This is a genomic window from Flavobacterium inviolabile (assembly GCF_013389455.1).
GTDB classification, from domain to species: Bacteria; Bacteroidota; Bacteroidia; order Flavobacteriales; family Flavobacteriaceae; genus Flavobacterium; species Flavobacterium inviolabile.
In genome coordinates this window covers 1,385,329-1,400,381 of sequence record NZ_CP058278.1, presented here as the reverse complement: position 1 = coordinate 1,400,381, position 15,053 = coordinate 1,385,329, and the positions used below count along the sequence as shown (strand labels likewise).

The window sequence follows — 15,053 nt, the reverse complement described above, 5'->3', positions numbered from 1 at the left end:
CGTTCTTTTCTGCATCCGTATTATTATAATTAAAAAAACCGGTTTCCCGTATGATTATTACAATCAGGAGAAACCGGTTTGGTCATATATAGTACTGAAAACTATCGGCCCATTCGCATCTGCATTCTGTTTCCGCCCTGTTGTCCTTTGGACATTTCCCGCATCTCTTCCATTTTTTTCACTACAATATCGTCGTATTCTTTTTGTTTTACGACTTTACCGTTTTTAGAGGCTTTTATTTCCACTTTATCTTTTGCATTCAACACAACCTTAGAGCAAACAATTACCGTTTTACCGTCATTTACTTCCAAAATCAGTCCCGGTAATCCCCAGTAACTTTCCGGTCCCTGGTTAACCGGAACATCCGGAGTGTACCAGGCCGTTATGGTTACTTCTTTCGGCATTTCGAAATCTTCCATAAAGTTTGTTGTTTTCTCTTTTTTAGCCTCATCGCTCTTCGTGTCCTCTTTTTTTCTTCTGAAGTTTCGGAAATCAGACTGGCTGACCGGCTTTACAGCTGTTGCCTTAAAACAGTTATAGTCCCCGATTTTTTTGGTTTCACTTTCCAGTTTCCAGTTCAGTTTGGGTAAGCTGTCCACAATTAAGAATTCTTTTCCCATAAATTCTTTATCAACAGTATAACTTTTCTCTTTTACATTTTTAAAGAAAGTACCACCGCTTCCCATCATCGAGTTCATCATTCGGGAGCCTGGTCCCTGTTGTCCGGGTGCATCCAGTTTTTCTTCTTCTTTATAGATTGAAGTGGAACGGTCAAAATTCAGGGCAAATGTTTTTTCCAGCATTTTTTTCATTCGCTCCTGGATCATTTTCTGCATTTCGGGCGTGATGTCCCTTCCCTCCATTTTGAAATCGGATATTGTTGTTTTGGATTCATAAACCGCCATTCCCTGAAAATTCTGGGCAAACGACGTGATGGCAAAGCCGAATACTGCAATCGCGGTTACTATTTTCTTTTTCATAATGTTATTGTCTGGTTTGTTTATCTCATAAGACTTCTCAGCCTTGATTTTGTTACAATCAAAAATTATTTTTGTATTGGACTTTTTATATCATAAAAGGTTTATTCGTAATTTGCAGCATTATGCAGCAAATACTCCTCTATCTTTTTTTATCCTGTTGTTCCCTTGCTTTTGCCCAGCAAAAAAGCATTGACGCAGTTTTTATTGCCAGTGACAATACCGAAGGAGCTGTTTTTGTAGGGAAAGATCCTTTTGGCTTTTCCTATACCATCAAAGATAACGAATTCCGGAAGAGCAATGCGACGCAAAAGTTTCAGTACCGCAACCTGACTTTCGGACGAATCAAACAGGTAGATTTACAGAGTCCCTTGCAGATCGTTTTGTATTATAAATCTTTTAATGCTGCCGTATTGCTGGACAACCAGTTAAATGAAACCACAAAAATAAATTTTTCAGAAAGCAACCCGGAGCTTTTTCCTACAGCCGTGAGCCTGGCATCGCAAAACCGGTTGTGGCTGTTTGACCAGAATTCCCAGAAACTGGGTTTGTACGATATTTACAAAAATACCTTTAGCGCTGTTTCATCGCCCATAAAAGACACTCCGGTACAATACCAGTCGGATTACAATTATTTTTACTGGATAGACGGGAATCAGAACTGTTATGTTTCCAATATTTTCGGAAAGATCAGCTTCCTGGGAAAAGCACCGGAAGCCGATGCGATACAATTTATCAGCACTTCTCAGGTTTTATTAAAAAAAGGCAATCTGTTGTCCCTTTATAATTTAGAAAATCAAACGGCTCAAATTGTTCCGATACTGGAAAAAAGCATTGAAAGTTTTTATTATAAAGAGCAAATTTTATCTATTTTTACCGATAACGAAATCAAGAATTATAAAATCATATTACCATAATGCATATAGCTGTAGCAGGAAACATTGGCGCCGGAAAAACAACATTAACCCGACTTTTAGCAAAACATTTCAAATGGGAACCCCATTTTGAAGATGTGGTTGACAATCCTTATCTGGACGATTTTTACCACCAAATGGATCGTTGGTCTTTTAACCTTCAGATTTATTTCTTAAACAGTCGTTTCCGCCAGGTTTTACAAATTCGCGAAAGCGGTAAAAAAATCATACAGGACAGAACCATATATGAAGATGCACATATTTTTGCACCCAATCTTCATGCTATGGGATTAATGACAAATCGTGATTTCAGCAATTATACGTCTCTTTTCGAATTAATGGAAGGTTTGGTCGCTCCGCCGGATCTATTGATCTATCTGCGCAGTTCCATTCCGAACCTGGTTAACCAGATCCATAAAAGAGGACGTGAATATGAAAACACCATTTCTATTGATTATTTAAGCCGGTTAAACGAGCGTTATGAAGCCTGGATCCAAACGTATACCAAAGGAAAATTGCTGATCATCGATGTAGACAATATCAATTTTGTAGACAATCCGGAAGATCTTGGAAACATCATCAACCGAATTGATGCCGAAATCAACGGTTTATTTTAGAATAAAAGTTTACACAAATACATCAAAACAACCAAAAACGATTGTAAATAAGTGATTTACAATCGTTTTTCTTTTTAGGTGATATAACACACCTACATACTTTTACATTTGGTGCATCATTTTATACCCGTTCTGTCGCGGATGAAAAGAAACTTTTACTACCATACCTCAACCCCCTACCGGAACATTTGACCGAAAAGGGGTGACACCATCAATAGCACGGTGTTTTTCTGTATTACAAACCATTATCCCCATCGCGATACGGTTTGACTCTGAAGCCGCTAACCTGTTAGTCTATACTATTTTAAGTATTCGTGATACCTGTTGTAAGAAAAGTAAAAGGTTTTACTACGCATTTATACTCATTTTGGGTACAAAATACCTTAATTACGGGTTTTCCGTAATTGTTTTGTTTTTCAGGGAGTAATATTTGCAAACACATTTTTATAACAATTTATGAAAACTGTTTTTAAAATATGGCTTTTTATGACCCTGGTGCTGCTGGCAGGCTGCGAGCTGAACGAGGAAGTAGTCCGCAGGGAAAACTATACAGCAAAGATCAAAATCAGGGAAGCCTCTCTGGATGAACTACTTGGTGAGCGTAAGTTTATGGCTGCCTACAATAAAATTTACACCACTAAGGAAAAATCCCGCACAATGATGGAAGCCCAGTATGGTTTTACTATTGTGCCACATGGTGCAAAGGTAATAGAGGCTGACAACAGGACTTCCTACACCTTTAAAATAACAAGGGAGCATAATAGTCCAGCCTATTTCGAGAACCTGGTTATAAACGTTGATAGTCTGGGTTGCAAACGATAAATACAATCTGGATATCGCTATTTATCAAGCCGGCAATAATGATCTTTACGGCGCAAATCCGAACTGGTCTAAGGTAATAATAGACCTGAATACTCCAAACGAGGTAACAAGTATACCATGTAACCAATAAAATTCTAAAACATGAAAAAAACACTTGTAATAATAGTACTTCTCATCAATACCATTGTAAGTTATTCTCAAAATCAATATCCGCTATATCTTTCTTCCGATGCGATCACCGGGGGATATTATAAAGACATTGACAATGATCTGAATAAATTTCAGGGGACATGGAAATATAGCGATGGAACCACTTCATTAACCATAGTACTAAAGAAGAAAAATCAAGTGACTGTTCCTTACGGGGATTATATGACCGATATACTGGTAGGTGAATATTCATTTGTCTACAATGGAACACAGCAGACCAATACGCTTAACAGTCTTGAACAAAATGCAACAACCTACGGGGCAAATAATATTTATGCTACAATTATCAGGAGATGTGACGAATGCTTACCGGGACAGCGTAAAGTAGTAATAGGAATATTTAAGGACCCTGTAGTTGAGTATTTGGGAGCACGAATGAGTTTATCATATTATACAGAAAATGGCACAGAAAAGCTGAAACTGGGGTTAAAGCCGGAAACATACGTATATACCGACGAACTTCCGCCAATACCCGCAGGATACGAAAGTGTACCTATTGGAAAATACATTTTGACGAAACAGCCGTAATTTTCAGGCAGTTTGCCCCGTTCCTGCAAACCGCCAGAAAGCAAACCGTTCTTTCAACACTTAAAATCAGGAACTCACAGGTTTAGCTTTATCCAAGATTATATCTCTTGGTTTATCCTAAAAGTTAGCAGCTATTTTTTATGTCTAACTAATTGATCTGAATAAAAACTCATTAGAAAAAGCACTTAAAGCATATTTATAATGAATACAACGAAACAACATTGATATTCAACAAAAAGTATTTACTATTATTTTTTAGACTGTACTTCGTAAAGGTTTTTGCAGTCTGGCAGCTTTCCTTCACCCGTCATTTTTATAAGTCGTTTTTCTTGGGGTAACAGGTCAAAGTAGTTATCACTAAAATGGGTTCCCTCTGCCGACAGCTGAATATTTTTCGCCAAAACATCGGTAGTAATTTCGAGTGTTCCGGCATCCTTTTTCTGAATGGTAATAGTAGGTTTCGGCAACAGCAAATCCTTGTTTTTCTCAAAATAGTACAAGGCATTTTTTATACTGCCATCCTGAAGCTGCAACCGGACGGACAAGACTATTTCTTTAGTATTGTAACGCGCCAGGGTCTTGGCATTCAGCACAGCCTGTTTTGCACTGCTGTTTCCAGCAAATGTTACTGCCTGTTTTTCCTGAAACAGCACCCTGCCTTTAAAATCCAGCAGTTCCATTTCCAGCGTTCCCTGTTGCGGAGTCAGCAAATCGCTGACAATAAAAACCGCATAATCATCTGCTTCTTTGTTTACCGACAGGATTATGTTCTCAAAACTCTTTTGTACCTGATAGTGCAGTGCTTTCCAGTTCCCGTTAAAGTCAACGGAACTCCACGAGGTCACCGGCCAGCAGTCGTTGAACTGCCAGTACAAAGTTCCCATACAATACGGCTTTGCCCTGCGATGTGCCTCTATAGCTGTTTTCATGCCTTCTGCCTGCAGCAATTGCGAAACGTATATATAATCCTCAAATGCATCCGGAACGACAAAATCACGCGCCATATAGGTTTTTATCGTTTGATAACCCGTTGGATGTTTCTGATGGTTTTTCACAGCTTCCGATTCCAGGTTCCGGTCGTCTGGATTCGCTATTGCTTTAAAAGTACTCCGATCGGGCATGGATTGGAATCCGTATTCCGACATGAACCGGCCAACTTTGTCTTTGTATATTTCAAACGGTTCCATTCCCCACCAAACACCCCAATAATGGGAATCGCCTTCACGCAGGCTTTGTTCTTTCCCCCACCCAATGGAAGGCGAAGACGGCCAGTAAATGTTTTTCTCTTTACCCAACAGGCTGTCCAGCGTTTGCGGTATGACTTCGTGAAACAGTTTTTTATAGTCGTTCCGGATTTTTGTGGAATCCGCAGCGGTATATTGATATTGTTTTTGCCAGCCCCAGTTTTGCCAGCCTTCATCATTTTCGTTGTTCCCGCACCATAGTGCAATCGAAGCATGATGCTGCAACCGGTTCACGTTGTCGATTGTTTCTTTTTTTACATTATCCAAAAACGAAGCATCACCGGGATACATCGCACAGGCAAACATAAAATCCTGCCAGACCAGTATCCCGTTTTGATCACAGGCATCATAAAAAGCGTCATCGGCATACACCCCGCCGCCCCAAACGCGGAGCATGTTCATGTTTGCTTCTTTTGCATCTTTTACAATGTTGTCATAACTTTTTTTGCCGGCTTGCGGCAGGAAGCTGTTTACCGGGATATAATTGGCACCCTTCATAAAAACAGGAACGCCGTTTAGTTTAAAGTAAAAACTTTTTCCTTTATCATCTTTTTCCTGAACCAGCTCAACCGTTCGCAAACCGATCTGCAAAGATTTTGTTGCAAGGGTTTTCTTTTTATGATCTGCCAGGCTTACCGAAAAAGGATACAGATGTGCTTCGCCCAAACCGTTTGTCCACCATCTTTTAGGGTTTTCTATAGGATATTCCATTTCTATAGTATTGCTGCCTTTCTTCAAACGGACTTTTGTCTGCCGCTCGTTGATTGTCAAATAAAAGGTTCCGGTTTTCCGGCTGTCAACCGTAACGGTAAACGCTAAAAGCGCCTTATCCTCCTGCAATATTTTTTGGGCATACCGGATGGTATTGATCTTTCCGGTATTCCAGAACCGGAGGGTTACAGGCTTCCAGATTCCGGCGGTAACCAGGCGCGGTCCCCAATCCCATCCATACTGGTATTGGGCTTTCCGGGTGAACACTTTTTCATCTCCGGGTAAGATATAGGGTAATTTTGAGGCTTCCGATTTTCCTTTTTTAACAGCCGATTCAAACAGGATATACAGCGTATTCGTTCCGGCTTTCAGTTCCTTACTGACTGCGACTTTCCATGTCCGGAACATATTATTCGCTTCCAGTATGAGCTTGTCGTTTAAATAAACTTTGGCATAGGTGTCCAGTCCGTCAAATTGCAATTCAACATTTTCCTGTGCTATTTCTTCTTTTGTGAGTGTAAAAGTGGTTTGACACTCCCAGTCTTCGTTTTCAATCCACTGTAACTTTTTTTCATTATCTGCAAAAAAGGGTTCCGGTATCACGCCGTTTTCTCGTAAATCCGTGTGGACCGTTCCCGGTACTTTAGCTGTTAACCAGCTGGTTGTTCCCTTTTTTTTAAAAACCCATTTTTCGTGACTTAAGTCTTTTTCCAAAACCTGGGCCTGCAGCAGGAATGGCAGTAAAACGATCAGGCATCGAAACACGATCTTTCCCATTATTGCAGGTTTTTTTTGAGCGCCACAACCTCATCAATACTGGCAACAGCCGTTGCATCGGTAATTGCCGAGGAGTGGTAATAAGCCGCTTTGGTCGTTTCCATAAGCGACCGGATATTCGTGGAACGCAGTCCGCCGCCGGGCATGATCACAATACGGTTTGCTGCCCGGGTAACCAATCCGGATAAGGTATTGCTGCCTTCCGTTACATTTTTGGCGCCGCCAGAAGTTAAAACCGTCTGAAATCCGCATTCGATCACTTCTTCCAAAGCCCGGGATACATCCGGAACTTCATCAAAAGCGCGATGAAACGTGCAAGGTAACGGACTTGCCAAAGTTACCAGTTCGGTATTAATCGCGATATCGATGGCATTGTTATCCGTTAAGACACCAAATACAAATCCGTTAACGCCCATTTTTTTAAATTGGCGGATATCCGACCGCATCTGTTCCAGCTCCGTTTCGGAATAGACAAAGTTTCCGCCCCGCGGACGAATCATCACAAAAAGATCGATTGCCAGTGCTGTTCTTGCCTGTTCCGTTATGGCATAGGCCGGCGTGGTTCCGCCTTCCTGTATCGTATCGCAGAGTTCTACCCTGTCTGCTCCGCCTTGTTGTGCAATCACGGCCGATTCCGGATTAAAACAGGCTATTTCTAATTTTCTCATTTACTTAAAAAAATAATCCGCATCAATTAAGCGGTTTCCGGAATTATCATATTTCGCATAGTTAAATCCGCCCTGAACACAATAAGCTCCGTGTTCTCCTTTTTTGTTCAGCGCAATAAACCCGACCTGGATATCTTTCAGGTCCTTATTTCTGTTTTTGGTTAGTTTTACAATTCTGGACACTGCTTCTTCGCAGGCCTGTTGCGGCGATCTTCCCTGCCGCATCAGTTCGACAACCAGATGACAGCCGGCAATCCGGATCACTTCTTCACCGTGACCGGTGGCTGTGGCAGCACCTATTTCATTGTCTACATACAATCCGGCTCCGATGATAGGTGAATCACCCACCCTACCATGCATTTTAAATGCCATACCGCTTGTTGTACAGGCACCGGACAGGTTACCGGCCCCGTCAAGGGCAATCATTCCAATAGTATCGTGATTTTCAATATTGGCAACGGGTTTATAGTTACTGGTTTTCAGCCATTCCCTCCATTCTTTTTCGGATGCCTCCACCAGCAGGTTTTCTTTTTTATATCCCTGTAAAAGGGCAAATTGCAAAGCACCTTCACCTACCAGCATGACGTGTGGTGTTTTTTCCATAACGGCTCTGGCTACCGATATGGGATGTTTAATATGTTCCAGGCAGGCAACAGAACCGATATTGGAAAATTCATCCATGATACAGGCATCCAGGGTTACGCGTCCGTCCCTGTCCGGTCGTCCGCCATAGCCTACACTTCGTTCGTTTGGGTCGCCTTCGGGTACTTTCACCCCGGCTTCTACCGCATCCAGAGCCCTGCCGTTATTCTTAAGCACTTCCCAGGCAGCTTCATTGGCAGCAATACCAAATCGCCAGGTGGAAAGCACGATCGGTTTTTTAACTTTTCCGGCTGCCGGAATACTGTCTGCCGTTTTCTGCGCTTTAAAGGATTGTAACGCAACAGCTACCGATGCCATTGCCGTAGTTTTTATAAAGTTTCTTCTGTTTCCCATTATTCTATCATTATTTCGTCAACAAACAACCATGAATCGGCTCCGGCTCCGGCTTTCCCATCGGGTATTTTTCCGGCATTCCTGGCAATGACTTTGACAAATCTTGCCTGTTGTTTGCCGATATTCATGGCAATTATTCCTTTTAAACTGCTAATTTCCGCAGCCGAAAGTACTTTCACCTGCTTAAAGTCTTTTCCGTTTTCGGAAAGCAGTACCCTTACTTTTTCAGGATAATAAATCCAGCTTCCTTCGTTTGCCAAAACATCCAGCGTGACTTTGGTCAGTTTCGTTTTTTTGCCCAGATCAATAGTCGCTTCGAGGTCTTTCCCCCAGAAACCAATCCAGTCCCTGCCGTACTTTTCCATGTTTCCCCTCATTCCGTCTACTAATGTAAAGGCTCCGCCTATGCCGTAATTTTCATGAGGCTGGCTGACCAATGTTATTTTTTTACCGGTCGATTGTGTCCTGTAAAAAGCCTGTTCGATAACGGCGCTTTTTTGTGTTCCGTTTTCAAAATAGGCCGCTTTTACAACCGTGTTTCGGGTAATGGGAATCGGTTTTGAATACGCCGGCGCTTTTGCTGTTGGCGGTGTACCGTTTGTCGTATAATGGATGCCTTTATTATCCTGTGCCGATCTGAGCCAGAACAATACGCCTTTTTTATTGTCGGACGGGCTTACTTTTGACGTGATTTCAAACAGGGCTTTACTGTAACGGATTCCTTTTTTGTCCAATACCGCAAAATGCTGCAGCAGGCGTTTTTGGAAGTTATTGTATTTGCCGGGCTGCGACGTTCCCCAGACCACTTCGGCAAGTGCCTGCATTCTGGGCATAATCATATATGTTGCCTGCTCCGGAGTTTTGATATATTCTGTCCAGAGATTTCCCTGTGCTCCTAAAATATATTTTGCTTCTTCCGGAGTGAGCACTTCCGGAGTGGGATTGAACGAATATACTTTTTCTACTGTGGTATAACCGCCAATAGCCACCGGTTCGTTTTTGGGTTCTCCCTGGTAATGGTCGAAATAGCAGTAGGCTCCGGGAGTCATTACCGCAAAGTGTTTCTGCCGGGCGGCGGCGATTCCGCCTTCGGTTCCTCTCCAGCTCATTACGGCGGCATTCGGCGCCAGTCCGCCTTCCAGAATTTCATCCCAGCCGATAATCTTTTTTCCTTTGGTATTCAAGAATTGTTCTATCCGCCGGATAAAATAGCTTTGCAGTTCGTGTTCGTCTTTGAGGTTTTCTTTTTGGATCAGTGCCTGACAATGCGGACAGTTTTTCCATCTTATCTTAGGGCACTCATCGCCACCGATATGGATATATTCGGAAGGAAATAAAGCCACGACTTCCGAAAGTACATTTTCGAGAAATTCGAAAGTGGTTTCTTTCGGACAGTACACCTCATCCAAAACGCCCCACTGTGTGGCGACTTCAAAAGGTCCTCCGGTACAGGAAAGTTCCGGATAGGCTGCCAGAGCTGCCTGCGAATGTCCCGGCATTTCTATTTCGGGAACAATGGTGATATGCCGTTTTTGGGCATAGGCTACGATTTCTTTAATATCTTCCTGCGTATAGAATCCGCCGTACCGTTCGTTATCAAACCGCTGGTCGTTATAATGTCCTACCATGGAGCCTTTCCGCCAGGCTCCGATTTCTGTTAACCTCGGGTATTTTTTAATTTCAATACGCCATCCCTGGTCTTCCGTTAAGTGCCAGTGAAAGGTATTCATCTTGTACATGGCCAGATAGTCGATGTATTTTTTAATGAAGTCTTTTGTAAAGAAATGGCGCCCGGTATCCAGGTGCATTCCTCTCCAGGAGTATTTCGGTTCGTCTTTTATTGTCACACACGGAATGCTAATCGTGTCTTTTGCGGCTACCGGTAATAATTGCAATATGGTTTGCAGCGCATAAAAAACGCCTTTATTTTCTTTTGCTTTAATCCGGATCTGTGCACTTGTGATTTCCAGCGAATAGCTTTCCGGAGCCGAAGCGGCATCGGTGTCTTTGACGATTGTTAGGGTGTTTAACGGACTTTTACTGTTGCTAACAACCGGAAGTTCCCAGCCGTAACCGGATTGTAATGCCTGATTGAACAAATCGGCTTCATTTTGAAAAGCGCTATCCGGGAGCAGTAATAAGGTTCCGGCACTCAGTTCAAAATTTCCGGTTTCTTTTTTGATTTCTTTGGGCTGCGGAATCAGCGGCAGCAGTTCCTGAGCGAATATACTATTGGCCAGCAGTAAAAACAGAAATGTTAATTGCTTAAACATTTTGAGTTGTGTTTGTAGTTTTTGTTAAGAATATTTAAAACTACAAAAAAAGCCTCATAAAATTATGAGGCTTTCTGAAATTATAATTTGATAGAGTAGCTATCTTTTTTGGCCTGGTCTAATGCCTGAAAACGTTTCGAACATTCGTCAATCATGGCTACTGCCTCGTTAACGTCTCCCCAGCCCTGTACATCAACTTTTTTGTTTTCAAGGTCTTTGTATACTGCAAAGAAATGTTCTATTTCCTGGATTGTATGAACATTGATATCTGAAATATCTTTTAATTTATTCATGATCGGATCAGAAACCGGTACACAAACGATCTTTTCGTCCGGTCCTTTGTCATCGGCCATTTTGAAAACAGCGATTGGTTTCACTTCCACCAAACATCCCGGGATAGATGGCTCTGTAAACAATACTAAAACATCCAGAGGATCTCCGTCTAAAGCTAAAGTTTCCGGAATAAATCCGTAATCTGCCGGGTAGAACATTGCAGAATATAACATTCTGTCAAAACGGATTCTTTTTTGTTCAAAATCGTATTCGTATTTATTTCTGCTTCCTCTTGGGATTTCGATAAGTGCATCGAATGATTCAATATTTGCTGTACTCATTTTTACTTTTAGTTCTAAATTTAGCGACTGCAAAGGTAAAATAAAATTGATTTTTTACAAGTTTAATTACACATAATAGTCTGCTTTTGAAAAGCTTTACCGGATGTTTTTGTTAAAATTCAGGGAAAAATCCGAATCTTACGCCAAAACCTGGTGATTCTTTCCCGTTTACGTTGGTAAAATCTGTTCTCCAGATAAAATCGACTCTAAAAGGTCTGAAATTACCATATCCGATATTTTCAATCCCGAAACCATATTCGCTGTACACTTTATTGGACGGTGCCGCATATTGAATAAAAGAACGGTTCATGTCGATATTTTTCTGGGAAATACTTCCGTATGCAAACCGGTACAACAGTAAACTTCTCCATTTTAGTTTCTTTATCAACGGAATCCTGTTCAGGATAAATCCGTTGAAGTGGTGTTCAAAATGAGCTGTGAAATAGGTATCGGTTACAAAATCATAATAGTTCAGCAACGAGAAAGAGTTCGGTACTACCGAAAAGGTCTGATCGGCCGAAATAGGATTAAGCAACGGTAGTGGAACCGGGTCAAATACTTTTCCGAATTCGAAATTGGTTCTCAGGATTCCGAAATTACTCAGGAATATAGGTTTGTTCAGCGATAGCTGGATTTTATTATAATCGAAGTCGCCTCCAAAAACACCTTTATTACCGCGGATGTATTTTAAAACAATGGTCGGATATAAGGTTGTTCCTATTTTCTGGTCTACTCCAAAACCGTACACATAACGGGTTGGCGTGTAAATCAGGGAAATATTACTGGTCACATCGGTCAGTTCGTTTCGGATCAGTCCGGTATCCGGTGCCAAGTAATCAATAGAAAAATGTTCCGGATCGGCTGCTTTTATTCTTTGACGAACGGTAGATACGTTAATGTGCAGGTTATTGCTAAAAGCAAAGTCAAAATTCACCGACGTTCGCATTACTCTCGACAGGAAATAGTTTTCTCCCCGCCCGATAATCACATTGGTGTTCAGGTTTTTCGGCAGCAATTCATCGGTTTCAATCAGTCTTCCGCCCAATTGCAGGTTATCGTCCAGATGGGATGCTCCTACTACAATTCTCGGTTTAAAGCTCAGCAGGTATTTTGCTTCCGCACCATATTTGAATTTTTCATCTTTTGTTCCGTATGCGCCGTAAACCATTGCGCGGAACCGGTCGTTATCTGTTTTATAGGTTCTGAAACCGGCGCGAAGACGCAGTCCTTCCACGTTGTTGTTGGAAATCAGCTGCCATAAAAATCCGGCCTGGATACCATCAAAAACGCCCACATAGCCTGTTGACAGAACGGTAATAATATCGGTTACGCCTTTTACCTTTTTATTGGATTTCAGGTCTTCAATAACTTTCCGGGTTTCATCGGTTTTGAGTTCCGTTGCTTTCAGTGATTTCCAGTAGGCATCACTTTGCTCAAACTGGTCTCCTCTCACCTGGATGATTTTTTCATCGTAAAATGAAGGCTGCTTAGGTTCGTTAAGAATATAATCGTTGTACACTAAATTCTTCTTCACATAAAATCCTTTTTCATCGTCGTTTTTGGTAAACAACGTGAAGTCCCCTTCATAATAATCCCGCGTTGGCAGGTACATGGTATCGTTTAATGTTTCAAAATATTTTTCGAAATAAAGATTACGCACCAAACTCAGGTTGATGTTTTTATTGGTACGCATGGAGATTTCGGTCAGCGCAAACGTTTTATCGGTCACTTTAAAGTTTCCTTCAAAAACCAGGTCTTCCGATTGTCTCGGGAAGAAGTAAATCGTATAGATCTTTTTCTCTCCTTCCATGATACTGTCTTTCAACAGGTATTCATATACACCGTATCCCCGGGTGGAAATCGGGCTGATAAATGCTTTATTCAGGATCTGGATATCGTCTGCATAAACATCAATAGTGGTAAAGGTATTGCTGACCCTGTCAAAGATAAATCCCCGCTGGTTCAGTCCGGTACTGCGCTCCCCTTCCATGTCAATTCTTTCTTTGTCTAATGCTGTATCTCCGTATATATGTTCGTTTGTTTCTTTCATATAGATCGGAATGACAAATTTATCCTGGCGTTTGTCTTCTTTTACAATTTCGGCTACCGAGTCGTATCCGCTGCCTACAATTTTGCGCAGGAACACGCTGTCCAGATTACTCAGCCCCAGACTAACAGACGAATAGCGTTTATAGTCGTAGGATTTGGCAAGCTTCAATCCGTTTTTCTTTTTATTGGCCCAGATGCCCTGTAGAATTCTATAAGCAGGATTTTCTTTTTTAGACAAGTGTTTTTTAGGCTTACTAACGATCAACACTTCCTGAAGTTCTTCTCCGGTGGTTAGTTTGACTTTTAAATTTTCCGTAACCGGGTTTTTCAGCACTACTTCCTGATTGGTATAGCCTACGAAGGAGACTACCAGAATTTTTTGATTGTTTTCTGATGCCAGCGTAAATTTACCGTTCTCGTTTGTTGTAACTCCTATAGTGGTTCCCTTGAAATAAACACTTGCAAAAGGCATGGGTTCATTTAATTCGTCGTATACCGTTCCACTAACTTTTGTCTGTGCCTTAATTCCTATGGAAAACAAAAAGAGCAAAAGTGTTGCGTAATAAATTTTCTTCATAAGCTAAAAAAAAAGCTTCATCTGCATGACACAGATGAAGCTCCAAATATAAATGATATTTTCTTATTTATAAGTAACTTTCTTCACAGCTTTTACAACATCACCTGCATTTGGCAACCATTCTTTTAAAAGAACCGGCGAATACGGTGCCGGTGTATCGGCAGTAGTGATTCTCTGGATAGGTGCATCTAAATAATCAAAAGCTCTTTCCTGAACCATGTATGTAATTTCTGAAGCCACACTTCCAAAAGGCCATGCTTCTTCCAATACTACCAGACGGTTTGTTTTTTTAACCGATTTCAGAATAGCTTCCTGGTCCATCGGACGAACTGTTCTTAAATCGATTATCTCGCAGGAAATACCTTCTTTTGCCAGTTCATCGGCAGCGATATAGGCTTCTTTGATAATTTTTCCGAAAGAAACGATGGTTACATCTGTTCCTTCTCTTTTGATTTCGGCAACACCTAACGGAATGGTATATTCTCCGTCCGGAACTTCTCCTTTATCACCATACATCTGTTCGGATTCCATGAAGATTACCGGATCGTTATCACGGATAGCCGATTTTAATAATCCTTTTGCATCATAAGGATTTGACGGAACCACTACTTTTAATCCCGGTGTGTTAGCAAACCAGTTCTCAAAAGCCTGAGAGTGTGTTGCTGCTAATTGTCCGGCAGAAGCTGTTGGCCCTCTAAATACAATTGGCATTGAGAATTGTCCGGCAGACATCTGACGCATTTTTGCTGCATTGTTAATGATCTGATCAATACCAACCAATGAAAAGTTAAAAGTCATAAACTCCACAATCGGTCTGTTTCCGTTCATTGCAGATCCTACTGCAATACCGGCAAAACCAAGTTCTGCAATCGGTGTATCAATAACTCTTTTCGGACCGAATTCATCCAGCATACCTTTGGAAGCTTTGTAAGCTCCGTTATATTCTGCTACTTCTTCACCCATTAAATATATCGATTCATCGCGACGCATTTCTTCGCTCATAGCTTCGCAAACCGCTTCTCTAAACTGTATCGTTCTCATGTATTTTCGTTTATCCTTATTTATTTGATTCGCAA

The 15,053-nt window shown here is 41.4% G+C and carries 12 protein-coding genes; 4 read left to right on the top strand and 8 right to left on the bottom strand.

Features of this window, described 5'->3' with window-relative positions:
- Nucleotides 1-101 precede the first annotated feature (101 nt).
- Nucleotides 102-980: a GLPGLI family protein gene (locus HW120_RS06110; RefSeq protein ID WP_177732061.1), complete on the bottom strand. Its 879-nt coding sequence runs from the start codon at nt 978-980 to the stop codon at nt 102-104.
- 122 nt (nt 981-1,102) lie between these two features.
- Between HW120_RS06110 and HW120_RS06105 the strand changes: the two genes are divergently transcribed.
- The 4 genes from HW120_RS06105 to HW120_RS06090 all read left to right on the top strand — a co-directional run bounded on the left by HW120_RS06105 (nt 1,103) and on the right by HW120_RS06090 (nt 4,068).
- A complete protein-coding gene (locus HW120_RS06105; protein WP_177732059.1) occupies nt 1,103-1,894 on the top strand; it encodes a hypothetical protein in 792 nt (263 codons plus the stop codon).
- The gene (locus HW120_RS06100; protein WP_177732056.1) at nt 1,894-2,508 is read left to right on the top strand and encodes a deoxynucleoside kinase; all 615 of its coding nucleotides are present in this window, start codon (nt 1,894-1,896) and stop codon (nt 2,506-2,508) included. Before HW120_RS06105 ends, HW120_RS06100 begins: the two co-directional genes overlap by 1 nt.
- A gap of 456 nt (nt 2,509-2,964) precedes the next feature.
- The gene (locus tag HW120_RS06095) at nt 2,965-3,330 is read left to right on the top strand and encodes a hypothetical protein (RefSeq protein WP_177732053.1); all 366 of its coding nucleotides are present in this window, start codon (nt 2,965-2,967) and stop codon (nt 3,328-3,330) included.
- Nucleotides 3,331-3,471: 141 nt separating this feature from the next.
- The gene (locus HW120_RS06090; RefSeq protein ID WP_177732050.1) at nt 3,472-4,068 is read left to right on the top strand and encodes a DUF6705 family protein; all 597 of its coding nucleotides are present in this window, start codon (nt 3,472-3,474) and stop codon (nt 4,066-4,068) included.
- Nucleotides 4,069-4,316: 248 nt separating this feature from the next.
- Here HW120_RS06090 and HW120_RS06085 read toward each other — a convergent pair whose 3' ends face one another.
- The 7 genes from HW120_RS06085 to HW120_RS06055 all read right to left on the bottom strand — a co-directional run bounded on the left by HW120_RS06085 (nt 4,317) and on the right by HW120_RS06055 (nt 15,042).
- Nucleotides 4,317-6,800, bottom strand: a complete 2,484-nt coding sequence (locus HW120_RS06085; RefSeq protein ID WP_177732047.1) for a beta-mannosidase — start codon at nt 6,798-6,800, stop codon at nt 4,317-4,319.
- On the bottom strand, nt 6,800-7,468 hold the full coding sequence (locus tag HW120_RS06080) for a copper homeostasis protein CutC (RefSeq protein ID WP_177732044.1): 669 nt from the start codon (nt 7,466-7,468) through the stop codon (nt 6,800-6,802). Before HW120_RS06080 ends, HW120_RS06085 begins: the two co-directional genes overlap by 1 nt.
- Nucleotides 7,469-8,464, bottom strand: coding sequence for an isoaspartyl peptidase/L-asparaginase family protein (locus tag HW120_RS06075; RefSeq protein ID WP_177732041.1), 996 nt, complete (start codon nt 8,462-8,464; stop codon nt 7,469-7,471). It lies immediately after the preceding gene.
- On the bottom strand, nt 8,464-10,737 hold the full coding sequence (locus tag HW120_RS06070) for a glycoside hydrolase family 20 protein (protein ID WP_177732038.1): 2,274 nt from the start codon (nt 10,735-10,737) through the stop codon (nt 8,464-8,466). The genes HW120_RS06075 and HW120_RS06070 overlap by 1 nt, the downstream gene beginning before the upstream one ends.
- Nucleotides 10,738-10,817: 80 nt before the next feature.
- Entirely contained in the window at nt 10,818-11,351 is a 534-nt protein-coding gene (locus tag HW120_RS06065; RefSeq protein ID WP_177732035.1) for an inorganic diphosphatase, read from the bottom strand.
- Between the two features lie 112 nt (nt 11,352-11,463).
- Nucleotides 11,464-13,977 (bottom strand): DUF5686 and carboxypeptidase-like regulatory domain-containing protein, encoded by a 2,514-nt coding sequence (locus HW120_RS06060; protein ID WP_177732032.1) that lies wholly within the window; start codon nt 13,975-13,977, stop codon nt 11,464-11,466.
- Nucleotides 13,978-14,040: 63 nt separating this feature from the next.
- Nucleotides 14,041-15,042, bottom strand: a complete 1,002-nt coding sequence (locus HW120_RS06055) for a pyruvate dehydrogenase complex E1 component subunit beta (protein WP_262888440.1) — start codon at nt 15,040-15,042, stop codon at nt 14,041-14,043.
- Nucleotides 15,043-15,053: the final 11 nt, after the last annotated feature.